Source organism: Brevundimonas sp. EYE_349 (assembly GCF_023147505.1).
In the GTDB taxonomy this organism is placed as follows: Bacteria; Pseudomonadota; Alphaproteobacteria; order Caulobacterales; family Caulobacteraceae; genus Brevundimonas.
The window spans coordinates 321,777-347,764 of record NZ_JAHXPB010000003.1 but is presented as its reverse complement, the minus strand read 5'-3'; the positions used below and the strand labels follow the sequence as shown (position 1 = coordinate 347,764).

At 67.7% G+C, this 25,988-nt stretch carries 26 protein-coding genes and 1 tRNA gene; 14 read left to right on the top strand and 13 right to left on the bottom strand.

Annotated features, from left to right (window positions below):
• Positions 1–18: 18 nt before the first annotated feature.
• The 3 genes from dnaN to rpsT all read right to left on the bottom strand — a co-directional run bounded on the left by dnaN (position 19) and on the right by rpsT (position 3,520).
• Positions 19–1,137, bottom strand: a complete 1,119-nt coding sequence (gene dnaN / locus KZX42_RS07925; protein WP_248118661.1) for a DNA polymerase III subunit beta — start codon at positions 1,135–1,137, stop codon at positions 19–21.
• Between the two features lie 193 nt (positions 1,138–1,330).
• On the bottom strand, positions 1,331–2,761 hold the full coding sequence (gene dnaA / locus KZX42_RS07920; RefSeq protein WP_248118660.1) for a chromosomal replication initiator protein DnaA: 1,431 nt from the start codon (positions 2,759–2,761) through the stop codon (positions 1,331–1,333).
• A 489-nt stretch (positions 2,762–3,250) separates the two neighbouring features.
• The gene (gene rpsT, locus KZX42_RS07915; RefSeq protein ID WP_248118659.1) at positions 3,251–3,520 is read right to left on the bottom strand and encodes a 30S ribosomal protein S20; all 270 of its coding nucleotides are present in this window, start codon (positions 3,518–3,520) and stop codon (positions 3,251–3,253) included.
• Between the two features lie 340 nt (positions 3,521–3,860).
• Between rpsT and KZX42_RS07910 the strand changes: the two genes are divergently transcribed.
• From KZX42_RS07910 to KZX42_RS07895, 4 genes are all read left to right on the top strand, one after another.
• A complete protein-coding gene (locus KZX42_RS07910) occupies positions 3,861–6,590 on the top strand; it encodes a TonB-dependent receptor (RefSeq protein WP_248118658.1) in 2,730 nt (909 codons plus the stop codon).
• Positions 6,591–6,827: 237 nt separating this feature from the next.
• Positions 6,828–7,541 carry a 2,3-bisphosphoglycerate-dependent phosphoglycerate mutase gene (locus tag KZX42_RS07905; protein WP_248118657.1) on the top strand — a complete coding sequence of 238 codons (714 nt, stop codon included), beginning with the start codon at positions 6,828–6,830 and terminating at the stop codon, positions 7,539–7,541.
• Entirely contained in the window at positions 7,538–8,167 is a 630-nt protein-coding gene (locus tag KZX42_RS07900; RefSeq protein WP_248118656.1) for a bifunctional diaminohydroxyphosphoribosylaminopyrimidine deaminase/5-amino-6-(5-phosphoribosylamino)uracil reductase RibD, read from the top strand. The genes KZX42_RS07905 and KZX42_RS07900 overlap by 4 nt, the downstream gene beginning before the upstream one ends.
• 65 nt (positions 8,168–8,232) lie before the next feature.
• Positions 8,233–9,504 carry a pentapeptide repeat-containing protein gene (locus KZX42_RS07895; RefSeq protein WP_248118655.1) on the top strand — a complete coding sequence of 424 codons (1,272 nt, stop codon included), beginning with the start codon at positions 8,233–8,235 and terminating at the stop codon, positions 9,502–9,504.
• Positions 9,505–9,511: 7 nt separating this feature from the next.
• Here KZX42_RS07895 and metK read toward each other — a convergent pair whose 3' ends face one another.
• Positions 9,512–10,717 (bottom strand): methionine adenosyltransferase, encoded by a 1,206-nt coding sequence (gene metK / locus KZX42_RS07890; RefSeq protein WP_248118654.1) that lies wholly within the window; start codon positions 10,715–10,717, stop codon positions 9,512–9,514.
• Positions 10,718–10,874: 157 nt separating this feature from the next.
• Between metK and KZX42_RS07885 the strand changes: the two genes are divergently transcribed.
• From KZX42_RS07885 to KZX42_RS07870, 4 genes are read left to right on the top strand one after another with little or no spacing between them, the layout of a single operon-like run.
• Entirely contained in the window at positions 10,875–11,321 is a 447-nt protein-coding gene (locus KZX42_RS07885) for a helix-turn-helix transcriptional regulator (RefSeq protein ID WP_248118653.1), read from the top strand.
• 33 nt (positions 11,322–11,354) lie between these two features.
• On the top strand, positions 11,355–11,687 hold the full coding sequence (locus KZX42_RS07880) for a hypothetical protein (protein ID WP_248118651.1): 333 nt from the start codon (positions 11,355–11,357) through the stop codon (positions 11,685–11,687).
• Between the two features lie 14 nt (positions 11,688–11,701).
• Complete coding sequence (locus KZX42_RS07875) at positions 11,702–12,166, top strand: hypothetical protein (protein WP_248118649.1); 465 nt, start codon at positions 11,702–11,704, stop codon at positions 12,164–12,166.
• Between the two features lie 3 nt (positions 12,167–12,169).
• Positions 12,170–12,520, top strand: a complete 351-nt coding sequence (locus KZX42_RS07870; protein WP_248118648.1) for a hypothetical protein — start codon at positions 12,170–12,172, stop codon at positions 12,518–12,520.
• A gap of 28 nt (positions 12,521–12,548) precedes the next feature.
• Here KZX42_RS07870 and KZX42_RS07865 read toward each other — a convergent pair whose 3' ends face one another.
• The 4 genes from KZX42_RS07865 to hemC all read right to left on the bottom strand — a co-directional run bounded on the left by KZX42_RS07865 (position 12,549) and on the right by hemC (position 14,870).
• Positions 12,549–12,902 (bottom strand): helix-turn-helix domain-containing protein, encoded by a 354-nt coding sequence (locus tag KZX42_RS07865; RefSeq protein WP_248118646.1) that lies wholly within the window; start codon positions 12,900–12,902, stop codon positions 12,549–12,551.
• Positions 12,903–13,079: 177 nt separating this feature from the next.
• Positions 13,080–13,155: transfer RNA gene (locus KZX42_RS07860), tRNA-Thr, on the bottom strand.
• A gap of 42 nt (positions 13,156–13,197) precedes the next feature.
• Complete coding sequence (locus KZX42_RS07855; protein WP_248118644.1) at positions 13,198–13,908, bottom strand: uroporphyrinogen-III synthase; 711 nt, start codon at positions 13,906–13,908, stop codon at positions 13,198–13,200.
• Complete coding sequence (gene hemC, locus KZX42_RS07850) at positions 13,905–14,870, bottom strand: hydroxymethylbilane synthase (protein ID WP_248118643.1); 966 nt, start codon at positions 14,868–14,870, stop codon at positions 13,905–13,907. The genes KZX42_RS07855 and hemC overlap by 4 nt, the downstream gene beginning before the upstream one ends.
• Between hemC and tsaD the strand changes: the two genes are divergently transcribed.
• From tsaD to KZX42_RS07835, 3 genes are read left to right on the top strand one after another with little or no spacing between them, the layout of a single operon-like run.
• A complete protein-coding gene (tsaD, locus tag KZX42_RS07845) occupies positions 14,869–16,059 on the top strand; it encodes a tRNA (adenosine(37)-N6)-threonylcarbamoyltransferase complex transferase subunit TsaD (protein WP_248118642.1) in 1,191 nt (396 codons plus the stop codon). The two genes, hemC and tsaD, sit on opposite strands and share 2 nt — an antisense overlap.
• Positions 16,060–16,085: 26 nt before the next feature.
• The gene (locus KZX42_RS07840; protein WP_248118724.1) at positions 16,086–17,084 is read left to right on the top strand and encodes an NAD(P)H-dependent glycerol-3-phosphate dehydrogenase; all 999 of its coding nucleotides are present in this window, start codon (positions 16,086–16,088) and stop codon (positions 17,082–17,084) included.
• On the top strand, positions 17,077–17,454 hold the full coding sequence (locus KZX42_RS07835; RefSeq protein ID WP_248118641.1) for a Rieske (2Fe-2S) protein: 378 nt from the start codon (positions 17,077–17,079) through the stop codon (positions 17,452–17,454). Before KZX42_RS07840 ends, KZX42_RS07835 begins: the two co-directional genes overlap by 8 nt.
• 12 nt (positions 17,455–17,466) lie before the next feature.
• On the opposite strand, the gene ppk2 is transcribed toward KZX42_RS07835, so the two are convergent.
• Positions 17,467–18,216 carry a polyphosphate kinase 2 gene (ppk2, locus tag KZX42_RS07830; protein WP_248118640.1) on the bottom strand — a complete coding sequence of 250 codons (750 nt, stop codon included), beginning with the start codon at positions 18,214–18,216 and terminating at the stop codon, positions 17,467–17,469.
• A gap of 131 nt (positions 18,217–18,347) precedes the next feature.
• On the opposite strand from ppk2, the gene KZX42_RS07825 reads away from it, so the two are divergent.
• Together KZX42_RS07825 and KZX42_RS07820 are read left to right on the top strand one after the other, a co-directional pair.
• Complete coding sequence (locus tag KZX42_RS07825) at positions 18,348–19,109, top strand: extensin family protein (protein ID WP_248118639.1); 762 nt, start codon at positions 18,348–18,350, stop codon at positions 19,107–19,109.
• 197 nt (positions 19,110–19,306) lie between these two features.
• Complete coding sequence (locus KZX42_RS07820) at positions 19,307–19,510, top strand: cold-shock protein (protein ID WP_248118638.1); 204 nt, start codon at positions 19,307–19,309, stop codon at positions 19,508–19,510.
• Positions 19,511–19,587: 77 nt separating this feature from the next.
• On the opposite strand, the gene KZX42_RS07815 is transcribed toward KZX42_RS07820, so the two are convergent.
• From KZX42_RS07815 to KZX42_RS07805, 3 genes are read right to left on the bottom strand one after another with little or no spacing between them, the layout of a single operon-like run.
• Positions 19,588–20,493 (bottom strand): DMT family transporter, encoded by a 906-nt coding sequence (locus KZX42_RS07815; RefSeq protein WP_248118637.1) that lies wholly within the window; start codon positions 20,491–20,493, stop codon positions 19,588–19,590.
• 59 nt (positions 20,494–20,552) lie between these two features.
• Positions 20,553–22,727 carry a histidine kinase dimerization/phosphoacceptor domain -containing protein gene (locus KZX42_RS07810; protein WP_248118636.1) on the bottom strand — a complete coding sequence of 725 codons (2,175 nt, stop codon included), beginning with the start codon at positions 22,725–22,727 and terminating at the stop codon, positions 20,553–20,555.
• Positions 22,724–23,311 (bottom strand): biliverdin-producing heme oxygenase, encoded by a 588-nt coding sequence (locus tag KZX42_RS07805; protein ID WP_248118635.1) that lies wholly within the window; start codon positions 23,309–23,311, stop codon positions 22,724–22,726. Before KZX42_RS07805 ends, KZX42_RS07810 begins: the two co-directional genes overlap by 4 nt.
• Positions 23,312–23,454: 143 nt before the next feature.
• Here KZX42_RS07805 and KZX42_RS07800 point away from each other — a divergent pair, with 143 nt between their 5' ends.
• The gene (locus tag KZX42_RS07800; RefSeq protein WP_248118634.1) at positions 23,455–24,231 is read left to right on the top strand and encodes a transglutaminase family protein; all 777 of its coding nucleotides are present in this window, start codon (positions 23,455–23,457) and stop codon (positions 24,229–24,231) included.
• A gap of 7 nt (positions 24,232–24,238) precedes the next feature.
• Here the strand turns inward: KZX42_RS07800 and KZX42_RS07795 are convergent, their stop codons facing one another.
• The gene (locus KZX42_RS07795; protein ID WP_248118633.1) at positions 24,239–25,975 is read right to left on the bottom strand and encodes a M1 family metallopeptidase; all 1,737 of its coding nucleotides are present in this window, start codon (positions 25,973–25,975) and stop codon (positions 24,239–24,241) included.
• Between the last annotated feature and the right edge of the window lie 13 nt (positions 25,976–25,988).

The window sequence follows — 25,988 nt, the reverse complement described above, 5'->3', positions numbered from 1 at the left end:
AACGCGGGTGAGGCAGGATTACACCCGCAGCGGCATCAGCACATACTGAACGCCAGGGTCGCCCGGATCGAGCACCAGGGTCGGCGAGGCTGGGTCGGCGAAGCGGAAGGCGGCGTTTTCGCCGGTGATCTGGCCGGCGACGTCCAGCAGATAGCGGGCGTTGAAGCCGATCTCGAACGGTTCGTCGGAATAGCCGATCTCGACCTCTTCCTCGGCCTGGCCGGCTTCCATGTTGCGCACGGTCAGCTTTACCCGGTCGTTGTCGAAGGCCAGCTTCACCGAGCGGCTCTTTTCGGCCGAGATGGTGGCTACGCGGTCGACGGCCTTGGCGAACAGGGCGTTGTCGATGTCGGCCTGTTTGTCGTTGCCGCGCGGAATGACGCGCAGATAGTCGGGGAAGGCGCCGTCGATGACCTTGGAGGTCAAGGACGCCTCGCCTAGCTGGAAGCGGATCTTCTGGGCCGAGACCTGGACCTCGACCGGCCCGCCCGCATCGTCCAGCAGGCGGCGGACCTGATCGACGGTCTTGCGCGGCACGATGACGCCGGGGCCGCCCGCAGCGCCTTCCGGGGCCGGGGTCTCGGCCAAGGCCAGTCGGTGGCCGTCGGTGGCCACGGCGCGCAACAGGGGAATGCCCGCTTCGGCGACCGTGTGCAGATAAAGGCCGTTCAGATAATAGCGCGTCTCTTCCGTCGAGACGGCGAAACGGGTCTTGTCGATCAGACGGGCCAGATCCTCCTTGGGCAGGACATAGGATGCGCCGGCGCTGTCGGTCGACATGACGGGGAAGTCGCCCGCCGGCAGGACCGGCAGGTTGAAGCGCGAACGCCCGGCCGAGACGACCAGACGCGGATCATCGCCCGAATAGAGCAGCGAGACCTCGGCGCCTTCCGGCAGCTTGCGGACGATCTCGTACAGGGTGTGGGCCGGCGCTGTGATCTGCCCCTCGACGTGAACCTGGGCCTCGGCCTCGTCGACCATCTCCATGTCCAGATCGGTGGCGGCGAAGGCCAGTCGGTCCCGGCCTGCGCTCAGCAGGACGTTCGACAGGATGGGAATAGTGTTTCGACGTTCGACGACGCTCTGCACGTGGCCCAAGGCCTTCAGGAGCGCGGATCGTTCGATGGTCAGCTGCATGTCGTCTCGCCCGGCGCGGCCCTCGTTTGATGGGCCGCGGTTAAGTGACCTGGGACACTAGCGGATTGGGCGCAGGCTGCAAGGAAGCGGCGAGGGGTTAGTGGCGAGCAGCAAGTGGATATTGGGGGCAAATCGGCAGGAAGAGACGGTTTTCCGCGCTCGTCACTCGCCGCTAATCACTCGCCTCTCGAAATCAGCCGCGCAGCTTGCGCGTCAGCGCTTCGACGTCGCGGGCGATCTGGTCGTCCTGCGGCATCAGTTCCTCGATCTTGCGCACGCCGTGCAGGACCGTGGTGTGATCGCGCCCGCCGAAGCGACGGCCGATGTCGGGATAGGAACGGGTCGTGTGCTGTTTGCACAGATACATGGCGATCTGACGCGGCCGGGCGACCGAACGGGTGCGGCGCTCGCTGAGCAGGTCGGCCTGTTTCATGTTGAAATGGTCGGCGACCGTCTTCTGGATCTCGTCGACGGTGATGCGGCGCTCGGGCCCGCCGCGCATGGCCATGCCCAGCAGGGTCGAGGCTTCATCGACCGAGACGGCCGACAGACGCGAACCGGCGGCGGCGGCCAGGGTGTTCACTGCGCCCTCAAGCTCGCGCATCGAGCCGGGGGTGCGGTCCACCAACTGGGCCAGAACCTCGGGCGCGGCCTCGCCCTGCACGACGCCCAGCGCCGACAGGGCCTTGAGGCGGTTTTGGGCCACGGCGATCTTCAGCTCGCGGTCCCCCGCCTCGACTGGGCAAGTCAGGCCGGCGGCCAGGTGGCTGCGCAGGCGCGGCTCGACCTCGGTCAGGGCCATCGGGGCGCGGTCGGCCGAGAAGACGATGCGTTTACCGTCCTCGATCAGGGCGGTCAGGGTCGAGAGCAGTTCTTCCTGGGTGCTCGTCTTGCCGCCCACGAACTGCACGTCGTCCAGCAGCAGCATGTCGGCCGAACGCAGGCTTTCCTTGAAGGCGGCGGTCGAACGGTCCTGCATGGCCTTGACGAAGGTGGACAGGAAGCGTTCGGCGGTCAGATAGACGACCTTGGCCTCTGGCCGCAGGCGCTGGGCCTCCCAGGCGATGGCGTTCAGCAGGTGGGTCTTGCCGTAGCCATAGGGACCGCAGAAGAAGACCGGGTTGAAATGACCGTCAGCCCAGCTGGCCACCTGTTTGGCGATGGCCAGGGCGAAGGCGTTGCCCTGACCCTCGATGAAGCTGTCGAAGGTCAGACGCTCCTGCAGACCGGCGGCGCGCACCGCGCGGGCGCCGTCGGCGCTGATGGGGGCGGACTGAGGTGCGGCGAAGGCCGCCAAACGCGGCGTGGCGTCCACCACATTGCCGGCGCCGGGCAGCACGGCCGAGGCCGGCGGGACGGACCCCACCTCGGCGCGGCAACGCACCTCGAGGCGGCGCGACAAGCCGTCCAGGCCCAGCCACAACTCGTTCATGCGGCGCAGGGCGTTCTTGCGCACCCAATCCCGGGCGTAGGCGGTGGGCGTCACAAGGATCAGGCCCCCGGCGTTGTCCAGGCGCACGGCCGAAGGGGCGATGTAGGACGAGAAGGGGCCGTCGCCGATCTCGGCGCGCAGACGCACCGAGGCCTCGCTCCAGATGCGGTCCGGGTCCGTCAGTCCCGACATCTTCGTTCCGCCCGCCATCGCCGTTGCGCCCCCAACCATCTTGCCGCCGCTCCAAAACCAATCCGAACCGTCCGCACTTCAGGGCGATGGTTCAGGGACGACTTCTCCTGCGCCGAAAAGCGATGCTTTTCGGACGGGGCCGAGCTCCTGGACAGACATCTCCCGCCAACGCGAAACAATGTTCCGCGCCGTCTTCATCCGTATTGGGATGGAAGTGCGTTAGGGGCCAAAACTTACGCCCCGAGCCGGGTGGGTCAACGCTGATTCGTTGGTCGATTCGCAGTTAAATTGTTTGACTCCGTCAAACCCTGTTCCTGCTTGGAAATTTGGCCGGATCAAGGCTCGACGACCACTGTTCAGGGGTGGTGGGGCTTAGCGGCCAAACGCAAAACGGCGAAGAAGCAGATGCTTCTTCGCCGTTGTAATCGCTTGATAATCCCGTAACGAAACAGCGACAGCTGTTCCGTCCTCTGTGGGATTAATGTCGGCTCAGGCGGCCGACATCTTCTTCAGTTGGGCGGCCAGACGCGACACCTTGCGCGAGCCCGTGTTCTTGTGAACGACGCCCTTGGAGACGGCGCGCATCAGCTCGGATTGAGCTTCGACGAAAGCGGTCTTGGCGACAGCGGCGTCGCCGCCGGCCAGAGCTTCCTGGAACTTGCGCAGATAGGTGCGGACGCGCGAGCGACGCGCCTTGTTCACTTGGGTCCGCGCTTCGATCTTGCGGATCGCCTTGCGGGCGCCGGGGTTGTTGGCCATGTCAAACCTTCGAACGGAAAACGCCGCGGAGCACACGTCCACGGCGCGGAAATCTCAAGAGGGCGGGCCTATAGCTGAAAGCCCGGAGGCGGTCAACGCGGAGTCTTCCTTGATCGACTCTGCGGTTGGGCGGCGCAGCGGGGCGCTCGATGTCCTGCGGATTGCGTTCCGGACGCACCCCGACTGTCTTAAACGCGCCACGGCCCCCTTTCCGTCGCAGGTTTTTCGACCGTGTTGGAAACGCGCAACGCTTTCTCTTTCTTCATGAATTGTGTCGCTTTACGGCCATGTTTGTCCCGTCCTCCAGAGGGCTGAAAATCATCTCCCGGATCATCGTTCCATGACCCAGACCGCGCTTCTGCTTCTCGCGCTGGCCCCCAGCGCCGCCGCCCAGCCCGCTATTGTGGAGTCGTCGGCGGCGAAGGCGACCCCGCCGCAGACCGCCACGCCCGCGTCCCAGCAGGACGAACCTACGGTCATACTGCCCGACGTCGAGGTCACGGCGGCGCGACGTGGCGTGGCCCTGGGCGGGCAGGAGCCGATCGTCTCCTACGACGCCGCCCAGATCCAGGCGTTCGGCGCGACCAACATCGGCGAGCTGGTGACGTTGCTGGAGGCCCAGACCCGCAGTGCGCGGGGAGGGTCTCCGGTCTTTCTGGTCAACGGCCGCCGCATCTCGGGCTTTCGCGAGATCCGGGGCGTTCCGCCCGAGGCCATCGAGCGTTTCGACGTCCTGCCGGAAGAGACGGCGCTGTCCTATGGCTACAGCGCCAATCAGCGGGTGGTGAACATCGTCCTGAAGGCGGACTTCAAGTCGCTGACCGCCTCGGTCAACGTCAGCCGGCCCGAGCAAGGCGGCCGGACGACGACGGCCAGCGAGAACAACGTCCTGCGCATCGCCGGGTCGGACCGCTGGTCGCTGGACATCAACGGCACGACCTCCAACACCCTGTTCGAGGCCGAACGCAACATCGACCGCACCGGCTCCGGCGTCCTGTTCGACGGCCGGGGCAATGTCACCGGCCTGGGCGGCGTACCCAAGGCGGGCCAGACGGACCCCGCCGACACGGGCATCGATCCGGCCCTGTCGGCCCTGGCGGAATCGACGGTCTATGTGGCGGGCGTGCCCGTCTCGGCCGCGACCAGCGCGCCGGCCTTATCGGACTTCGTCTCCACGGCGGGCGTTGCGAATGCGGGCGATCTGAACGCCTATCGCACCCTGTTGCCCCAGACCGATCAGGCCTCCATCGCGGGGACCTACAAGCACGACCTGAACGACAAGGTCGGCATGACCCTGAGCGGCAGCCTGGAGGACTCCAGCAGCTTCAGCTATCTGGGCCTGCCCGGCGTCACCCTGACCCTGCCGTCGGCCAACCCCTTCTCCCCGTTCGGCGACGACGTGCTGCTGTATCGCTACGTCGACCGGCCCGACGCCCTGACGCGCCAGACCGATACCCGCACGATCGGCCTGGGCACGGTGTTCGACGGCTATCTGGGCGATTGGCGCTGGACGGCGACCGGCGACTACAACCGGGTCACGACCGACACCTCCACCGGGCGCGGTCTGGACGCCGCGGCGCTGCAGTCTGCGATCACGGCGAACGATCCGTCGGTCAATCCGTTTGGCGACATCGGCGGCCGTGTGACGGAGCGCGCGCGCGACACCGCCCATTCGACGGCCCAGACCGCGACCGGCGAACTGGTGCTGAACGGCCGGCCGTTCCAGCTTCCGGCGGGCGAGGTGACGTCGACCTTCAAGGTCGGCGCCGGCTATCAGTCGCTGGATTCCGAAAGCGTGCGCGGGGGCGTCGCCGTCGACCGGTCGCAGTCGCGCAATTCGGGCAGCGTCCAGGCCAACTTCGACCTGCCGATCTCCAACGTCGATCGCGGCGTCCTGCCCAATATCGGCGACCTGTCGGCCAATCTGAACCTGGCCTATCAGGAACTGTCCGATTTCGGCGGGGTCTCGTCGGTCGGGGCCGGTCTGAACTGGTCGCCGGTCCAGCGGCTGTCGCTGTCGGCCAACTATTCGGACGAGGGCAAGGCCCCTACCGTCCAGCAACTGAACGATCCGACCGTGGCCACCCCCAACACGCCGGTGTTCGACTTCAGCACCAACCAGACGGTCGAGATCACCCAGATCACCGGCGGCGATCCCAATCTGAAGGCCGAGGATCGGCGCATCCTGAAACTGGGCGTCAACTGGCAGCCGGTGTCGGACAAGGATTTCCGCCTGAACCTGGCCTACACCCGCACCGAGGCGGATAACGAGATCGCCAGCTTCCCCGCCATCACACCCGACCTGGAAGCCGCCCTGCCGGATCGGTTCGTGCGCGATGCGAACGGCGATCTGGTCTCCATCGACGCCCGCCCGCTGAACTTCTTCAAGCGCGAGCAGCAGGACGTTCAGTGGGGCTTCAACTTCTCGCGTCCGTTCGGCAAAGCCGATCCGTCCCTGGCGGGACGTGGGCCGGGCGGCCCGGGGGGCGGCATGATGATGGGCCCCGGTCCCGGCGGCCCGCGCGGTCCTGGCGGACCCGGCGGCCGGATGCGTGGATCGCGCGGGCCGGGCATGCAGCCAGGTCAGGGGATGTTCAACTTGTCGCTGACCCACACCTGGCGCGTTCAGGATGAGGTGACGATCCGCGACGGCCTGGCGCCGCTGGACCTGCTGAACGGCGATTCCATCTCGGGATCGGGCGGCCAGTCCCGCCACGAGGTCCAGTTGCAGACGGGTCTGTTCCGAAACGGCCTGGGCGCCTTCGTCAACGCCAACTGGCGCGAAGGCACGCGGGTCAACGGCGATGCGCTGGGCTCGCCCGATCTGGACTTCTCGGGGCGCACGACGGTCAATCTGTTCGCCTTCGCCGACCTGACCCAGCGTAAGGCCTGGGTGGAGCGGTTCCCGATCCTGAAGGGCACGCGCATCGGCTTCGGCGTGCAGAACATCTTCGACGACCGGATTTCCGTGACCAGCAGCGACGGCTCGACCCCGGTCAACTACCAGTCGGACTATCTGGACCCGCAGGGCCGCGTCTTCCGCATCAATCTGCGCAAGATACTGTTCTGACCTGGTCGTCGGATGTTCAAGGCCAGACGACCGCGACCGCGATCATCACGGCGGCGGCGCCGAGGGCCAGGGCGAAGAAGAGGCGGTCTGACATGACCTCTTGGTTACGCCCGCATGGGCGTGGCGGCAAGGACGGCGGGACAGGCCCTCGCGTCGCCGAACCTTGACCGATTTCTGACGGCGGCCTACCCCGCAGGGGACCGTCTGCCTGTCAGACCGACGCCAAGGACCGACCGAATGCCGCGCCTGATCCTGCTCCGCCACGGCCAGAGCCAATGGAATCTTGAAAATCGCTTCACCGGATGGGTCGATGTCGACCTGACGGCCGAGGGCGAGGCCCAGGCGCGACGCGGCGGCGAGTTGATCGCCCAGGCCGGGTTCAAGCCGGCGGTCATGTTCACCTCGGTCCTGACGCGCGCCAAGCGCACCGGCGCCCTGGCCCTGCAGGCGGCGGGCCTGACCGATGTGCCGGTGATCGAGGACTGGCGTCTTAACGAGCGTCACTATGGCGGACTGACGGGTCTGAACAAGGCCGAGACGGCCGAGAAGCACGGCGAGGATCAGGTCAAGGTCTGGCGCCGCAGCTATGACGTGCCGCCCCCGCCGCTGGCGCCGGGGGGCGAGTTCGACTTCAACGCCGATCCCCGATACGTCGGCAAGGCCATCCCGGATACCGAGAGTCTGAAGACAACGCTGGACCGGGTGCAACCCTATTGGGACGCCGAGATCGCGCCGCGCCTGAAGGCGGGCGAAGACGTACTGATCGCCGCCCACGGCAATTCTCTGCGCGCCATCGTCAAACTGCTGTTCGGCGTGCCAGACGACCGGATCGTCGGCGTCGAGATCCCGACCGGAAATCCGCTGGAGATCGACCTGGACGCCGCGCTGAAGCCGACGGCCGCGCGGTATCTGGACGCCGACCGGGCCGAAGCCCTGCCCGAGGCGTCATGAGCTGGAGCGACGCCGACCGGGGCTTCATGGCCCAGGCCATAGCTCTGGCGACCGGCCGCATGGGCGAGACCTGGCCCAATCCCGCCGTCGGCTGCGTCATCGTCAAGGACGGCCGCGTGATCGCCCAGGCCGCCACGGCGCCGGGCGGCCGCCCCCACGCCGAGGAGCAGGCCGTGCCCGCCGGCGGGGCCGAGGTGGCGGGCTCCACCGTCTATGTCACGCTGGAACCGTGCGGCGCCCGCTCGTCCGGCCGCAAGTCCTGCGCCCACTTCCTGACCGAGGCGGGCGTGGCGAGGGTCGTGATCGCCTGTCTGGACCCTTCGCCCTTCGCCGCCGGACGCGGCACCGAGCGCCTGCGCCTGCGCGGGCTGACCGTCGAGACCGGCCTGATGTGTGAAGAGGGCGAGGCGCTGTGCGAGGGGTTCCTGCACCGGCTGGAGACGGGCCGGCCGATGGTGCGCGTCAGTTCGGACGGCGTCGGATTCGACGGCCGGTTCGTCGCTTCGCCCAAGGCCGATCTGGTGACCGAACTGAAACGGCTGGGCGAGGCGGGCTACACCCGCCTGTGGACCGGCCCCGGCGAACTGGCCGACGTCCTGGCGGAGCAGGGACTGCTGACGGCCTAAGTCGGCCCAATGCGGCTATCGACAGCGTTCAAGGCTTCTTAAGCGACGACCGATAGGGTGATCCTATGGCTCAGGCTGCGGAACCCTTGGTGAGACGGCGCCTGACGCAGGCGGAACTGGACGTGGTTTGCGCCCGGCACGACCGGCTTTTTCAGGCGCGCCCGGGCGGCGCCCGCGCGGTCTTCGCCTGGATGGATCTTTCGGGCCTCAGCCTGAAGGGCCGCAATCTGGCGGACGCCGATTTCGCCGCCGCCTGTCTGGAAGGCTGCGACCTGACGGGCGCCAAGCTGGACAACGCCAACTTCTTCGGCGCGGACATGCAGGACGCGATCCTGGCCGAGGCGAGTCTGCGACGCGCCGACCTGCGGGGCGCCTGCTTGCGCGGCGCGGACCTGTCCGGCGCCGACATGTTCGAGGCGGACCTGCGCGAAGGCACGATCGCCGCCGCCGACGCCAAGTTGGGTTTCAAGGTCATCGAGCCGCGTCATCGCGACGAGACCGAGGCCAATGGCGCCTGTCTGGCCGGCGCCAATCTTCAGCGATCCAAGATGTCGGGCGTCATCGCCATGCGGGCCGATTTCTCCGGCGCGGTTATGAAGGACTGCAAACTGGTTCGGGCCAATCTGAAACAGGCCGATTTCCGGGGCGCCGACCTGGCAGGGGCTGATCTGTCAGGCGCCGACCTGTCGGGCGCGGACTTGCGCGACGCCATTCTGGTCGGCTGCAAGACGACCCTGTGGCGCGCCGACGGGGCGGACATGCAGGGCGCGCTGACGGACAAGCGGTCGGGCTGCGAGTCCGTGGACCGGATGCCGGCGGCCGAAATGCTGCGTGAACACGCCCGCTGGTGCGAGACGGGCGGAGCGGAGGGTCAGCCTTCGGTCTTCGACGGCGTCGATCTGCGTCCGCTGAAATCGATCACCGGACTGAACCTGACGGCCCTGTCGGCCAAGGGCGCAGTCTTCTATGGCTTGGACATGGAGGGGGTGCAGTTGCAGGGCGCCCAGCTCGAAAACGCGGACCTGCGGTCCGTCAGGCTGCGTAGCGCCGATCTGCGCGGGGCGCGTCTGAAGGGCGCGCGTCTGAATGGTGCGGACCTGCGCGAGGCGCAGCTTGGGCCGCTTCTGATCGCGGCGGATCGGTTGATGCCGGCCGATCTCACAGGGGCCGTTCTGCGCGGGGCCGACCTGTCCGGCGCCGATCTGAGACGCGCCGTGCTGGCCAATGCCGATCTGGCGCGGGCGATCCTGCACGGCGCCCAGACGCGCCAGATCGACCTCACCGACGCCAATCTGACAGGCGTGCGCGGCCTGATCGTCGACGATCAGGCCGCCTGACCTCAGGCTAGACCAGCGCCTTGAGCTGATCGACCAGATCGGTCTTTTCCCAGCTGAAACCGCCGTCCGCGTCCGGCTCGCGGCCAAAGTGGCCATAGGCGGTGGTGCGGGCGTAGATGGGTTTGTTCAGGCCCAGGTGCTGGCGGATGGCGCGCGGCGTCGCGCCGCCGATCAGGTCCAGAATCCTGTCTTCCAGCACTGCTTCGGAAATCTTGCCGGTGCCGTGCAGATCGACGTGGATCGACTGGGGCTTGGCCACGCCGATGGCGTAGGATATCTGGATGGTGCAGCGGTCGGCCAGACCGGCGGCGACCACGTTCTTGGCCAGGTAGCGGCAGGCGTAGGCCGCCGAACGGTCCACCTTGGTCGGGTCCTTGCCCGAGAAGGCCCCGCCGCCGTGGGGCGCCGCGCCGCCGTAGGTGTCCACGATGATCTTGCGCCCGGTCAGGCCGGCGTCGCCGTCAGGTCCGCCGATCTCGAAGATCCCGGTCGGGTTGATGTGCCAGACAGTGTTCTCGTCGGTGAAGCCTTCCGGCAGCACTTCGAGGATATAGGGTTTGACGATCTCGGCGACCTGTTCCGAGCTCAGGCCCTTGGCGTGCTGGGTGGACAGGACGATGGACGTCGCACGGACCGGCTTGCCGTCCTCATATTCGATCGTCACCTGGCTCTTGGCGTCAGGTTCCAACTGCGAACCGCCGGCGTGACGCACTTCGGCGAGCCGCTTCAGGATGTTGTGGCTGTATTGCAGGGTCGCCGGCATCAGTTCCGGCGTCTCGTTGGATGCATAACCGAACATGATCCCCTGATCGCCCGCGCCCTCGTCCTTCTCGTTGGTGGAATCGACGCCGACGGCGATGTCGGCCGACTGAGCATGCAGGTAGCAGGCGTATTCAGCCGTTTCCCAGTGGAAGCCGTCCTGCTCGTAGCCGATGTCCTTGACCGCCGCGCGGACCAGCGGCTCCAGGCTGTCGATGATGCTCTGGGTGAAGGCTTCGTTCTGTTCCTTGGTGGCGCCCGGCTGGGTGGCGCGGACTTCGCCGGCCAGCACGATGCGCTGGGTGGTGACCAGCGTCTCGCACGCCACACGCGCCTCGGGATCCTTGGCCAGGAAGGCGTCCACGACCGTGTCGGAGATGCGGTCCGCAACCTTGTCAGGGTGGCCCTCGGAAACGCTTTCCGAGGTGAAGAGGAATGAGGAACGAGCGGCCAAGGGTGGCTCCTGTCTGTGTCTAGCGGACAGACATATAAAGATATGCTTATATGTTCAAGTGATCTGACCGTCCCGGGATTGACGGATATCGTTCGCATCCTAAGCGTATGCGGCTGACACCCGCGATAAATACGGTAAACACCACGCGGGGGATCAGATGCCTGACAGCCTGACGACAAGAGAAAGCGAGTGCGTGCACCTTGCCGGCCAGGGCCTGGAGGACAAGGAGATCGCCGCACGCCTGGGCATATCCCCCCGCACGGTCGGCAACCACCTGCATCGCGCCTACGCCAAACTGGGCGTGTCCGACCGCAAACTGGCCGCGCGCCGACTGAGTATCGCCTACTCAGAGGCGTCGGTACTCATTCCCAACGCCCCGTTGCATCCCTCAGATCAACCCGTGTCGGCCGGGCTGCCGGGCGACGCAGAAACGGACGGTTCGTCCTCATGGTTGCTGCCTGCGCCGCCTCGCGGCGTTCTGGTTCGACTGGGGCTCGTCATCGCCGGCTCTGCGCTCGCCCTGCTGTTCGCCATCGGGATCGTGACGGCTGGAATGGTGGTGCCAACCCTGTTCGACCAGATCGCCCCCGTGGAAGCGCGCTGACCAAATTGTCGGGTTGGGAGCTCAAGGTTCACCATGAACAGAATGCAAGTCGGCGTGCGGGTGGCGCGCCAGGTTCAGACGGCGGAACACGCTGTCGATCAGGCCATGATCGAGGTCTGCCGTCTGGTCCAGACGGCGCTGGAGGGACGTGTCGAGGCGCGCCTGGCCGCCGAGGTCGGGCATGAGGCGCTGACCCAGATGGTCCAGGGACTCAACCGTCTGGCCGAAGTCCGGGCCGCTGTCATCGCCAGCCATGACGGCTTGGCCCAGATCGCCGATGATCATCGCATCGGCTGGCGTTTGGACGGGACGCGCGAAGACAAGATGCGCCCGACCGCCGTCGCACCCTTCGCGGTCGCCGCCTGACAGCTCCCGTCGCCATGTGGTCGCCGATCATATTCTTCGTGGAGGGCCTGACCTATCTGGTCCTGGCCCTGCTGCTGTGGAAGGGGCGCACGCCGGAGCGGATCGTGGCCATGGCCTTGATCGCGCTTCAGTGGGGCAGTCCCCTGATCGACCACCTCTTCATCGGTCAGTTCCGGTGGGCGGTGGCGAGCCTGTCGTTCGGCATGTTCTGCCTGCTGGTGACGCTGTCGCTTCGCTACGATCGCTGGTGGCTGCTGCTGGCGGCAGGGGCGCAACTCATCGCCCTCTCCACCCACTTCGCCGCCGTGGCGGGATCGGGCGCCCTTCTATGGTCGATCGTCTCGACCCGGATGGTGATCTGGTTCGAGCTGCTGCTGCTGTCATCTTTCGGCGTGTGGGAAGCGCGTAACGCGCCCTACGCCCGCTCTCAATCAAAGCTGCAGGCCAAGCCTGGCGGCGTACATTCCCTAAGGACTTGAACCATGATCACCGAACCCATCAACGGCTTCCTGCCCCTCTTCCGCTCCTGGTTCGACACAGCCGCCATGGCAGAAAAGGTCGGCGTGTCGGGCAGCCCCGAAAACCTGCTGGCCGAACTGGATTTGGGGCCCATGGTCGAGGCCGAGTCCCGGCTGCTGAACCACACGCCCGCCAGCGCCGCCGAGGCGGCCTTCATGCTGGAAGTGGTGCGTCAGAACATGGTCGACGCGGGTCGCTCGGACGGCCTTGACCTGCGCGCCCTGTCGGCTGTTCAGCGCTGGCTGGCTGATCATTCGGCCGACGAGGCCGACGGCCACCCTGTCGAACGTCTTCTGCGTCAGGCCCAGGTCTGATTTGAAGGCGTCAGGGGGCGACGGCTGATCAGCCGCGCAGCCCCTTGGCGACGGTCAGCAGGGCGTCGCGCTGGGCGGGGTCCTGAATGCCGCGGAAGGCCGCCAGCAGTTCGGCGACGCCCGGGGCGGCCAGCGCAAGCTCGTCGCCCTCGGCCGTCTCCAGCTCGCCCAGCAGGGCGGCACCGGTCGATTTCAGGACCGAGGCGATCTGCAGCAGACGCGCGGCGGATACGCGGTTGACGCCCCGCTCGTACTTCTGAATCTGTTGGAAGGTGACCCCCGCGCCCGCGGCCAGCTGGGCCTGTGTGATGCGAAGTTCCTCGCGACGCGCGCGGATGCGTCCGCCAATTGCGATGTCTACGGGATCAACTGCGTCGTTCATTTCGGCCTACGGTCAGATCTGATGCGGTGCCAAGGCCCCAAAACGCCCTCCGCGTCAAGCCAAAGCTCGCAACCTAAGGGGTGTTACTTGCGCCGGTGATCGGCAATTCAACCGCAAGGATATATGGCGCATCGCCCACGGCCGCCAGGGCGGCGTTCGACCCTCAAATAAAGGAAGTGGTGCCGCTTAGGTGACTCGAACACCTGACCCCATCATTACGAATGATGTGCTCTACCGGCTGAGCTAAAGCGGCTCCGGCTGCGAAGGGTCGGAGGCCCTGCGCGAGAGGGGGTCTTTATACGGCTCGACCGCGCTTGCCAAGCGTCGGATTCAAGATCGCGAGCAGGGCGGCTTCGTTTGGATCCGTGGCGATGAGCGGATGTAGTCCGAGGGCGGCGAGGGGCGCGGCGGCGGCGGGCGAGATGCAGGCGACTTCTACGTCGTTCAGGCGGCCGGCGTGACGGTCGCCCAGCAGTTTTGCGGCTCGGGGGGAGTGGATCAAAACGGCGTCGAAGGCGGGCGGGGCGGGCTGAGTTGTGGGATTTGTGCGGTAGGTCGACAGGAGGTGGGCTGTGACGCCGCGGGCGCCGGCCCGCGTCAGGGCCGCGGTCATGTCGCCGGCCGGGGTTTCGGCCTGGGGGATCAGGATGGCGGCCTCGGACAGGCTTTCTGCGATCAACCGGGCCAGGGCGGCCAGGTCGCCCTGGGCGGAGCGAACGTCGGGAAAGCCTACGGCTGACGCCGCCTGGGCGGTGGCGTCGCCGACAGCGAAGACGGGGTGGTCGCGGCGGGGCGTCAGGGCGGCGAAGGCGGCGACGCCGTTGGGACTGGTGAAGGCCAGGGCGTTGAACGTTGCCAGATCGGGCAGAACCGGCGTCAGCGGCTCGACGGCAAGAAGGGAGGCGATGATCGGCTCCAACCCCATGTCGCGCAGGCGCGCGGCGGTGCGCGACGCGCCGGGTTCGGCGCGGGTGATCCAGACGCGGAGCGGGGCCGCGCCGGTCATCCGTCCAGCGTCGCGGGGTCGACTTCCTGATCGCCGGCGAAGTTCTTGACCTCGGCCCCCAGCCGCTGGCCCAGGGCGCGGGCGGCGGCAGTTTCGGGCTGAGGCAGCTCGCCGACGCGCCGCCATCGGGCCGAGCCGTCGGGGCTGAGCATTTCCGTGGTCAGATGCAGGATGTCGTTGTCGATACGGGCATAGGCGCCGACGGCGGTGCGGCAGGATCCTTCAAGCGCCGTCATGGCCCCGCGCTCGGCGGCGACGCACAGGGCGGTCTCGGCGTGGTTCAGGGCTGCGACCCACGGCGCGTTCCGCTGGGCGTCAATGTCGGCGGCGCGGGTCTGGAGCGCCAGCGCCCCCTGGCCCGGCGCGGGAAGAAAAGCGTCCAGCGACAGCTTCTCGCGAATATGGTCGGTGACGCCCAGCCGCGTCATGCCCGAAACCGCCAGCAGGATGGCGTCGAACTCTCCATCGGCGGCGCGACGCAGGCGGGTGTCGATATTGCCGCGCAGCATCTCGACCTTCAGGTCGGGGCGCAGGGCCTGGGCCTGGGCCTGGCGACGCAGGCTGGCGGTGCCCAGGCGCGCGCCGAAGGGCAGGGCGTCGAAGTTGTCGAAGTCGCGGCTGACGAAGGCGTCGCGGGCGTCTTCGCGCTCGGGGATGGCGGCGATGCACAGGCCCTTGGGCTGTTCGGCGGGCACGTCCTTCATCGAATGGATGGCGACGTCGATCCGACCGGCCAGCAGGGCCTCCTCGATCTCCTTGGTGAACAGGGCCTTGCCGCCGATCTCCAGCAGGCGGCGGTCCTGAACCCGGTCGCCGGTGGTGACGATCTCGACCAGGGGCACGGCGGTCTCGATATCGGCCTCGGCTACGCCCAGGGCGCGGCCGATGGCGCGCTGCATCATGCCGGATTGGGCGAGCGCCAGCTTGGAGCGCCGGGTGCCGATGCGGAGAGGAAAGGTCATGAGCGTTGCGCACCGGTCGCCGGGTCGCTACCTCGACCCGATGGAGATGTCCGCCGACTATAGCAGCGGCGCCGATGCGGCAACTGGACGGGATGTCCCCCCTCGTCCCGGTCATGCCCTGACGGTGCTGGGCCTGGAGACCAGCTGCGACGAGACCGCCGCCTCGGTGGTGCGCCTGACCGGTGGTCGGGCGGAGGTGCTGTCCTCGGTCGTCCACAGCCAGATCGACGACCACGCAGCCTATGGCGGGGTGGTGCCCGAAATCGCGGCGCGCAGCCATGTCGAGATGATCGCCGAGGTCACGCGCCGCGCGATGGTCGAGGCGGGCATGGGTTATGACGGGTTGGACGGGATCGCGGCGACGGCTGGGCCGGGCCTGGTCGGCGGGGTCATGGTCGGCCTCAGCTTCGGCAAGGCGGCGGCCCTGGCGCGCGGGCTGCCGCTGGTGGCGGTGAACCATCTTGAGGGGCACGCGCTCTCGGCGCGCCTGGGGGCGGAGGTCGCCTATCCGTTCCTGCTGCTGCTGGTCTCGGGTGGTCATTGCCAGCTTCTTGAGGTGCGCGGCGTCGGCGACATGAGTCGGATCGGCGCCACCATCGACGATGCGGCGGGCGAGGCCTTCGACAAGATCGCCAAGGCTCTGGGCCTGGGTTATCCGGGCGGGCCGGCGCTGGAGCGGCTGGCGATGCAGGGCGATGGGTCCAGGATCGATCTGCCGCGCGCCCTGCTGGGCCGCAAGGATTGCGACTTTTCCTTCTCGGGTTTGAAGACTGCCGCCTTCCGTATCGCCCAGACGTGCGAGACCGAACAGGACAAGGCCGATTTGGCCGACGCGGTTCAAAGCGCCATCGCGCGCCAGTTGTCGGATCGGTCGGAGCGCGCGCTGGCGGCCTATGCGGAGACGCATGATCACAAGCTGTTCGTCGTGGCGGGCGGCGTGGCGGCCAACAAGATGATCCGCGCCACCCTGCAGGCGACGGCGGCCAAACACGGTTTCGACTTCCTGGCGCCGCCCATGGCCTTTTGCACAGACAATGCGGCGATGATCGCCTTGGCGGGGGCCGAACGACTGGCGCTGGGCCTGACCAGCGACATCGACGTGGTCGCCCGGCCGCGATGGCCGCTGGACGAAGCGCGCGCCCTGTCCGATCCTTCGCACAGGCCGGGCCGCAAGGGCGCGAAAGCATGACGAACGAAACCGCCTCGGGAGGGCGTATGGAATTCCGCACGGCAGGGGTCATCGGCGCGGGCGCGTGGGGCACGGCCCTGGCCCAGGTCTGCGTCCGGGCAGGTTTGAACACGATCTTGCAGGCGCGCGAGCAGCAACTGGTCGAGACGATGCGGGCGACGCGGGCCAACGACCTCTATCTGCCGGGCGTGCCGCTGGCGGACGCGTTGAGCTTCACGTCCGACCTGGCGGACCTGGGCGGGTGCGACCTGATCCTGGCGGTGCCGCCGGCCCAGCATATGCGGGCGACCCTGACGGCCTTCGCGCCTTGCCACCGGGCGGGCGTGCCGGTGGTGCTGTGCTCCAAGGGGGTCGAGCGCGGCACGATGAAGCTGATGACCGAGGTGCTGGCCGAGACCTTGCCGGGCGCCCCAGCCGCCGTCCTGTCCGGGCCCAGTTTCGCCGGCGAGGTGGCGCGCGGCTTGCCGACCGCCGTCACCCTGGCCTGCGCCAATGCGGCGCTGGGTCAGGCGCTGCTGAACACCCTGTCGGCGCCGGGCTTCCGACCCTATCTGGCGACCGATCTGGTGGGCGCAGAGGCGGGCGGGGCGCTGAAGAACGTCCTGGCCATCGCCTGCGGCATTTCCGAGGGGCGTCAGTTGGGCCGCAGCGCCCACGCCGCCCTGATCACGCGCGGCTTTGCGGAAATGACCCGTCTCGCCGTCGCCATGGGCGGGCAGGCCGAGACGGTGGCGGGGCTTTGCGGCCTGGGCGACCTGGTCCTGACCTGCTCCAGCCCACAGTCGCGCAACATGAGCCTGGGTCTGGCCCTGGGGCAGGGGCAGACGGTCGAGCAGGCCCTGGCCGGCAAACGGTCGGTGGCCGAAGGCTATGAGAGCGCGCCGGCCGTGCGCGAACTGGCGGCGCGCCTGGGCGTGGAAATCCCGATTTCCGAAGGCGTCGCCGCGCTATTGGCGGGCGAGATCGACGTGGATGGGCTGATCGACGGCCTGCTGTCGCGCCCGCTCAAGGCCGAGCGTGTCTGAGGCGGCCGCGACCGAGCGAAAACGGGTCTGGAAGACTCCGGCGGGCGTTGCCCTGTGCCCAGAGAATGACATCGCCGACCCCGGCTCGCGCGGCTTCGTGCTGCAGATCGGCGACGCCTTCTTCCACGGCTTCGTGGTCAGGAAGGATGGGCAGGTGGCCGGCTGGGTCGATCGATGCCCGCACGCGGGCTTCCCCATCGCCGTGGAGATCGACCGCTATCTGACCCCGGACGGTTCGCTGATCCTGTGCGGCTGGCACGGCGCGGTGTTCGAGCCGCTGACCGGCGAATGCAAGGGCGGCCCGTGCGCGGGCGGGCGGCTGACGCCCTGGCCGGTGGCGGCGTCGGGCGGGGTCGTCCGCACCGCCTGACCGGGCGTTGGTTCAGCGCGCCAGCCGATCCTTGGCCTTATGTGCGCCGAACACCACGTCGGGGTCCGGCTTGTTGACCGGCAGGTCGGTGTGTTTCAGCACCGACAGGATGAAGCGCCCTATGTTCAGCCGCGCCGTCTTCTTGTCGTCGGTGGCCACAACGGTCCAAGGCGCATAGTCGCGGTCGGTCTCGTCCAGCATCCGGTCGCGCGCGTCGGAATAGGCGTCGAACCGCGCCTCGGCCTCGGCGTCCAGCGACGACAGCTTGAACTTCTTCAGCGGATCGGTGCGCCGCGCCTTCAGCCGCGCCGCCTGTTCCTTGCGCGAGATGTCCAGCCAGATCTTGATCAGGATGATGCCGTCGTCGGTCAGCATCCGCTCGAATCGCGGCGCGTCGGTCATGAATTGGGCATACTGTTCGGGCGTGCAGTAGCCCATCACCGGCTCCACCCCGGCGCGATTGTACCAGGACCGGTTGAAGATGACCGTCTCGCCCGCCGCGGGCAGATGCGGCACATAGCGCTGGAAATACCATTGGCTGGTTTCCCGGTCGCTGGGCTTGGGCAGGGCGACGACGCGGGTCTGGCGCGGCGACATATATTCGGTCAGCCGCTTGATGGCGCCGTCCTTGCCGGCGGTGTCGCGTCCCTCCAGCACGATGACCACGCGCGAGCCGTGTTCGATGCTCCAGGCCTGGGCCTGAACGATGGCCAGTTGGATCTGCTCCAACTCGGTTTCATAGGCGTCGGATTTCTTTCCCATGCCAAAGAGTGGGCCAGGTTCGGCCGGGCGGCAAGCGAAAGCCGTCGTGTCGCATGGAGCGGAGCCGAGCGGGGCCAACGGCGTTAGGGGCGGGGGCCTGGCATGGAATAGGGGGCCGGGGCGGGGGACCGATGAAGCGCGATCTGGCGGAGATGTGGAACCTGGTCTGGGAGATCGGCCTGCTGATCTGCGCCGGTTTCGCCCTGCTGAACCTGTTCGCCCCGCCTCAGGATCTGCCGTGGAAGCCGCTTGATCTGGACCGGCCGGTGGGAGGCGCGACGGCGGCCAAGGTCGCCGCCTTCGAGGTGGACGCCGCCGCGCCTGCCCAGGCGCTGGAGCAGGCGACCGACGCCTGCATGAAGGCCCTGCGCGACGCCGGCGTCCAGGTGGAGCGTGCGGCCGACCGCGACGACGGCGGCTTCTGCGTGGTGCGCGGCGCCGTCAGGATCGCGGGCGGGGCGGTGACGCCGCTGGCGCCGGCCAATGTGGTGATGCAATGCCCGCTGGCCGTCCGCTACGTCATCTGGGACCGGCAGGTCCTGCGCCCGGTCGCGCGCGAAGAACTGGGGTCGGAGCCTGCGCGGGTGGAGAACTACGGGACCTATTCCTGCCGCCGCATCTACGGCTCACAGGACGAGGGCGAGCGCCCCAGCGAACACGCCCGCGCCAACGCCCTGGACGTCGCCGCCGTCACCCTGAAGGACGGCCGCACCGTCAGCGTCCTGGACGACTGGGGCGGTTCCGGTCCGGCCGGCCAGCCCGGCTCGCGCTTTCTGCACCGGGTGCGCGACGGGGCCTGCCGCCTGTTCTCGACCGTCCTGTCGCCCGACTACAACGCCGCCCACGCCAACCATCTGCACATCGACGGGGCCGCAAGAGGCATCTGCCGTTAAGGTTGAATGCGGCGATTGCGAGTCGCTTTCGCTGTTGACCGTCCGGAAAAGCCGGGTGACAACATCGGCACAGTCCGGATTTCGCGTGGGGTCCACACCTGCGTTTCGCTCCTTCGCCTGAACGAGCTGTCCAGATGGATTGTCGGATCACCGAGGAAGGGATCCGCCTGGAAAAGCGCGTTTACGGAGACGCAGACATGGCGACCGGCACGGTCAAGTGGTTCAACCCCACCAAGGGCTACGGCTTTATCCAGCCCGACAGCGGCGGCTCGGACGTGTTCGTTCACGTCACCGCCGTTCAGAAGGCTGGCCTTCAGGGCCTCGATGAAAACGCCAAGGTCGAATACGAGCTGGAAAACCAGCGCGGCAAGACGTCGGCGATCGACCTCAAGATCCTCTAGGTCGGACAGACTTCGAGATTGGAGAACAGGCGCGGCGGCTTCGGCTTCCGCGCCTGTTTTTTCTTGAGATGGTGGTTTCAGCCCGTTTGGGCTTCGGCGGAGGTCGGCTTGGCGCGTTGCGAGCGCTGGGCCAGGACGACCGCGCCCAGCACCAGGGCGCCGCCCAGGGCCTGGATCGGCGTCAGGGTCTCGCCAAACACCCACCAGCCTAACAGGCCCGCGACCACCGGCTGGACCAGAATGGTGACGGCCGTGACCGAGGCCGGCAGGCGGCCCAGCGCCCAGGCCACCCCGCCCTGACCAAAGACATGCATGATCCCCATGGCGATGCAGGCGCCCCAGCCGGCCGCGCTGGCGGGCATGATGTCCTCGCCCAGCGCCAGGGCCACGATCAGCAGCAGGGGCGCGCCCAGCAGGGTGGCCCAGAAGGTCACGCGCATGGCCCCAGCCGTCGCCCGCGCCGCCTTCACCGCCAGGAAATATCCAGAATACCAGATCGCAACCGATAGGGAGAAGACGTCGCCCAGCGGCGGATTGGTCCCCTGTCCGCCATCCGCGCCCGCCGCCATCGCAAAGGCGCCGCCCATGGCCAGGGCCAGGGCGATCAGAAACAGCCGATGCGGCCTTTCCTTAAGGACGAACCAGCCGAACAGGGTCACGACGACCGGCGTCAGGTTGCACAGCACCGTCGCATTGGCGACCGAGGTCATGACGATGCCGTAGTGCCAGAAGCTGAGGTCCAGCGCGAAGAACAGGCCGGCCAGCAGCGCCCATTTCGACGGCGTCCCGACGCCGCCCTTTTCCCGCGCCGCCAGCAGGGTCAGCAGAGGCAGGGCCAGCAGGAAGCGCCAGAACCCCGCCGCCGCCGGTCCCGTCTCGGTCAACCGCACCAGGATCGGCGCCAGGCCCAACACGCAGGCGGCGATCAGCAGCACGATCAGGGCGAAGGCGCGCGGGGAGGGGCGCTGTGCGAGGGCGGACATGGCCGGCTCTTACGCCCCCGTGCGACCGGACGCCACAGCCTCCGCGTCCAGACGAGGCTTCAGACCAGAGGGTCGATCCGCGCCTTCAACGTGACGGTCAGGCCCGGATCGCGGTCGCGATAGTCGATCTCGCCCTCCAACTGCCCGACCAGACTCTGGATCATCATGGAGCCGAAACCCTTGCCCGCAAGATACCCGCCTTCGCCCTCGTCCTCGACCCTCAGGCGGAACATGGCCCCGTCTTCCTCGAAGACGATGCGCAAGGGGCCGGGCTTGCCCTTGTAGGCGTATTTCTGGGCGTTGATGATCAGTTCGGTCAGGATCAGGCCGATGGTCACCGCCCGCCCGGCGTCGATGTTGACGGGCGCCAGATCGGTCTCGGTGGCGGCCGCCCAGTCCGGCCCCATGCTGGAGGCCAGATCCTCGACCAGACTATCGATGTAGCGCGCCATATCGACTGTGGTCGATGCGTCGCCGCGATACAGCTGGCTGTGCACGGCGGAGACGGCCCGGACACGTCGCCTCGCCTCGTTCAGGGCGGCGACGGCCGCCCAATCCGTCTGTTCGCGCGCCTGCAAGCCCAGAAAGCTGGACACCAGGGTCAGGCTGTTCTGAACACGATGATTCACTTCGCGGATCAGATACTGCTGCTGCTCCAGCCGCAGATCACGCTCGGACAGGCTGGTTTGTAGTGAGCGATTCAGGCGGCGCAACTGGTCGATGGCGGCGAAGTCGGCCAGGGCGTCGCGTAGACGGGCGACGGATTCGATCGCGGCCGGACCCCAGCGACGCGCACGGCCCGCGACCTCTTCCGACCAGCTCTCGAACGAGGCGCGCGGGGTCAGTACGGCGTTGGGTCCCGTCTTCTCGGCCGTGGCGGGATTGCCGGCCCAGCGGACGCGCTCACGCACCTCGGCGCGAAACCAAAGGACCGACATCGGATGTTCGAGGGGCAGGTTGACGGCCAGCAGCCCGCTGCCGTGCGTGGTCCAGGCCTCGGCCTCGGGCAGAGCGGTGGAAAGAGCGTGCGAGGATACCGGCCGCAGGCCCGGCCGTCCGGCGACCCAGTCGGCGATGACCCGGACACCCTCGGGCGGGGGCGTATGGCCGAACATCCGAATGTCGCCGTCGGCGACGATGGCCAGCCCGTCCGCGCCGGTCAGCTGCATCAGCGGCTCGGCGTGCTCGTCCAGGGCGTCGATCAGCGTCTTGTCCGTCGAAAGGCGCGCTACAAGATGATCTTCCAGTCGGCGCAGCCGCGTTCGGTCGCGATAGAGTTCAGCGTCGCTCTTGGCCTTCAGCTGCCGCGCCAGATTGCGAGCCAGGGTGGTGCAGCCGACCCGCAGTTCGAACGGCAATAGTTTGGGCGAGGCGCTGTGGCAGGCGACCAGACCCCACAGGGCGTCGTCGATGATGATGGACACCGAGGCCGATGCCCGCACGTCCATGTTCTTCAGATACTGAAGATGGATCGGCGACACCGAGCGCAGACCGCTGTCGCTCATGTCCAATGGCGTCTCGCCGGGCGTGATCGGCCGCAGGGGATGGGGCGTGTAACGGCTGTCGGGGATGACCCGCACCGGATTGCGCAGATAAAGCGCGCGGGCCTGGCGCGGAATGTCGGTGGCGGGGAAGTGGTGGTTCAGGAAGGACCCGGTTCCCTCTGCGCGCGCCTCGGCCACCACCTCGCCGGCATCGTCGTCCTGGAAGCGATAGATCATCACCCGGTCGAAGCCGGTCAGGCGGCGGAAGGCCTCGGCGGCCCGTTCGCACAAGCCCTGAACCGTGGGCGCCCGCTCAAGCGCGGCGCCGGCGGCGTCCAGGCTGGCCACTAGGTCGACGCCCAGTCGCGCCTGCTGCGAGCTTTGCTCGACCTCGATGATCATCAGATTGCTGGGCAGGCCCGACGAGGCGGACGGGGCCATACGGACGATGACGTCGTATTCCAGCCGGTTGGTCGCCCGCCAGCGGCAGGCGAAGCCGGTCTCCTGCAGGCTCGCCATCGAACGGATGCGGCGATCCGCGACATCGCCCAAGACCTCGCCGACCGAGCGGTCGATCCAGACGCTGCGTCCCGTCAGGTCTTCGATCATCCCCGCACCCTGGCGGATCGCCAACGACTGCAGGTCCAGCACCAGCATGAAGCCGTGCGGCTGGATCGATCCGGGAATGTGAATCGGTTCGCGGTCGCACTGGGTCAGATCGGGCCCGACCTGATCGACGGTCTCGGTCAAGCGGCGACCTCCTGCGTACGGGGCTGAAGCACGCGGCGCGCGAAGGCGAAGCCGTCCACGCCGCCCTTGACGATCTGATCGACATCCGCGCGCCCGGCGGCGCAGGCCTGATCCAGCAGGGCCATGAAGGCGCGCCAGCGGGCGCCGGTCTCCTCGCCATAGGGATCGAGGAAGTTCAGGCCCTCCAGCCCGCGTCCCTCGGCGGTCAGCCGTTTGCGGATGATCCGGCCGCCCAACATCGAGCCCTCGGCCACATAGACCCAGCCCAGGGCCTCGCCGGGAGACGCCGGTCCGTCGACGCTGGCCGCGGCGGGCGGCGCGACACCCAAGCTCGCCAGGTCTTGAGCGATGCCGCCCGCGCGCGAGCGCGGCTCGAACCCGCCGCCGATTTCGGTGTTGAGCCGGGCCGTCAGGGCATGGCTGACCGGCTCGAGACCGGCGTGAAAGCGGTAGAAGGCCGCCACGGTGGCCGGCCGGGTTGCCGGATTGGCAAGACGCGCCTCGATCCGGGCTTCGGTCTCGAGCGTCTCGTGTGCGGCGGCTGTGGCTTCCCGTAGGGCGAGAAGGATGGGGGAAGCACTCATGGGATCAGATTAACATATTGTGTTGGCTTGTCGATTTCCTCCCGGCGAGAGGCGCGTTACAAGGCTGGGCGTTGCACGGAACGGCTCAGGTCGCCTGACGTTCAGCAGCCTCTCTCGCTTTTTTCGCCTGGATCGGTCGCCCCATGAAACTGCGCGTGCGCGCCGAACTCGTCTATCGTTTTGATCCGCCGACGGACGCCATCTACAAGATCCAGGTCGCGCACTGGCCCGGTCAGGACATTCTGGAGGAAAGCCTGACCTTCGACCCCCCGGTCGATTTTCACGAGGATCAGGACGTCGATTTCGGCGCCCGCACCCTGCGCTGTCACGTCTCGGGCGAGGTGACCCTGGTCTATGAGGCCCTGGTGGACAATGGCGTGCTGAAGGGCCTGCCGCCGGAGGTGTCGCAGCACGACTGGGGCGAGCTGCCGGCCGAGGTGCTGCCCTATCTCCAGCCCAGCCGCTACTGTTCGTCGGACCAGTTCGGCCGCTTCGTGGCGCGCGAATTCGGCGAGACCGCCGGCGGGGCGCGGGTTCTGGCGATCCTGAACTGGATTTCCGAACACGTCGATTACGAGCATGGCGTGTCGGATACGGAGACGACGGCGGCTCGCACCTTCATCGACCGGGCCGGGGTGTGCCGCGACTTCACCCATCTGGGCATGACCCTGTGCCGCGCCTCCGGCATTCCGGCGCGCGCCGTCAGCGCCTTCGCCCACCAGCTGACCCCGCCCGACTTCCACGCCATCTTCGAGGTCTGGCTGGACAATGGCTGGTGGCTGGTCGACGCCACGGGCCTGGCCCCGGTCGAGGGGCTGGTGCGGATCGCCTGCGGTCGTGACGCCGCCGACATCGCCTTCCTGACCACCCAGGAGCGGTGCCAGATGGTGCGTCAGTCGGTGACGGTGGCGGCGGCCTGAAAGTCGGCTATTTGGCCTCCGCCTTCGCCTTCTGCGTGGCCTTATAGGCCTGCAGGTCGTCGATCACGTCCATCTGGCGCAGCACCTTGTTTTGCGGGTCGATCAGGATATGGGCGCCGGGCGCGACAGCGATCTCGCCCCGGCCGCCCGTCATCGCCACCACCTGGACCCCGCCGTCGATCTCCACCTCGACCGGCATGGGGAAGACCCCGCCGTCGCCCGTCGTCCACTCCAGCCGCAACAGCCCGCCTTCGCGCGTCTGCTTCAGCACCGGCAGGGCGGCGTTGTAGAGGTAGCCCCGGAAGAACCAGCCATAGTCCTGGCCCGTCACCGCATTGACGATCTCCAGGAAGTCGCCGGTCGAACGATAGAGCGGCGCGAAATTGCCGGGCTGGGGATCGGGCCGCCCATAGACCAGTCGCGTGATCGCCTCGTGGAAGGCCGCGTCGCCGATCAGCATCCGCAGCGAATGGCTGATCAGCGAACCCTTGGAATAGATGTCGTTGCCCGGCCCGACATCGCCCTTGTAAACCTCATCCTCGGTCTTGGGCGCGCCCGAGACGACCGGATATTTGTTGATCAGCCCCTCGCGCTGATTGGCCAGTTCGCGCTGCATGTAGCGGTCGCCCAGCAGCCAGCGGGCGTAGAGCGGCTGCATGTAGCTGCCCAAACCTTCGTGCAGCCACATGTCGTCGGCGTTCTGATTGGTCAGCTGATTGCCGAACCATTCGTGGGCGAACTCGTGCTGCAACAGCCAGTCGTAGCCCCGGCCGTCGATCTTGTAGCCATTGCCATAGGCGTTGATGGTCTGATGCTCCATGCCCAGGTGCGGCGTCTCGACCACCCCCATCTTCTCGTCGCCGAAGGGATAGGGGCCGACCGTCGCCTCGAAGAAGTCGAGCATCTGCGGGAACTGGGCGAACAGGGCCTGGACCTGTTCCGGCGCATCCGACTTCAGATGCCAGTAGGCCATCGGGATGATGTTGCCGAACCGGCTGCGATAGTCGCTCGTCACCGCCTCATAGGGGCCGACGTTCAGGGCGATGGCGTAGGTGTTGGGCGATTTGGCCGACCAGTTCCAGGTGGTCCAGCCGTCGCCGTGATCGACCTTGCCCAGGAACCGGCCGTTGGACGGCGCCGACAGGTCGGACGGCACGGTGATATGCAGGTCGACCCGCCCCGGCTCGCCGTGCGGACTGTCGATGCAGGGCCAGAAGATGTCGCAGCCCTCGCCCTGGACGGCCGTGGCGATCCAGGGTTCGCCGGTCGGGGCGGTGGACCAGACGAAACCGCCGTCCCAAGGCGCGCGTGGCGCGACGCGCGGCTGGCCGGCGTAGGCGATCCGCAGAGCCGTCTTCTGTCCTGCCGCCAGCGGGCGGGGCAAGGCGACCGTCAGCCGTCCTTCCGGGTTGGACCAGCGGTCGGCGGGAATCTCCACCCCGTCCACCTGCACCGAGGATAGGGTCAGCAGCGTATCCAACTCGACCACCAGCCGCTCCAGCGGCGCGGTCGCGGTGAAGTCCAGAACGGCGACGGCGTCGATGGCCTTGTCGGCGGGTATGACCTTGATCGTCAGATCGGCCTTGTCGAACTGCATGGCCATCTGTTCGGCTGTGCGCGGTTGGTCCGTGGCCAGGGTGAAGGCGGTCGATTCGCGTGGCGGGGGGGCGGTCGGCTGCGGCGCGGTGGCGCAGGCGGCTAGGGCCGTCAGGCTGACGGCGGCGAGCAGGGTCTTGATGCGCATCGGACTTTCCCTT